1 pseudogene is annotated in these 261 nt (G+C 48.3%); it reads right to left on the bottom strand.

Going from position 1 to position 261, the window contains the following annotated elements:
- Positions 1 to 124 precede the first annotated feature (124 nt).
- Positions 125 to 261 (bottom strand): annotated as a pseudogene (locus tag SB658_RS24960) (glycosyltransferase family 2 protein); the annotation flags it as partial.

Below are 261 nucleotides of genomic sequence, written 5' to 3'. Positions count from 1 at the left end.
TCTTTTGCGCCGGCGCTTGTTCCGAGAGCGGAACCGTCCGTTTTCAGCTCCCGGGCCGCGGCCGCCTGCCCGTTATACATCAATAGCAAAAGGCCAGTTATCAATATCGCTTTTTTCAAAAAGGTCACCCGCTTTTATTTTGATTGTATCGCTCCGTTTTGTACCACTTGACTTCCTGCTTGAACAATCGGTGCTTGATCTCTGTGAATAATGACCAGATGACGAGCACGATCCAAGCCTGAGAGTATGTAAAGTACATCA

The sequence above is a fragment of the Bacillus sp. SIMBA_008 genome, from assembly GCF_046535495.1.
Taxonomy (GTDB): domain Bacteria; phylum Bacillota; class Bacilli; order Bacillales; family Bacillaceae; genus Bacillus; species Bacillus subtilis.
This window is presented reverse-complemented; position numbering and strand designations above follow the sequence as displayed.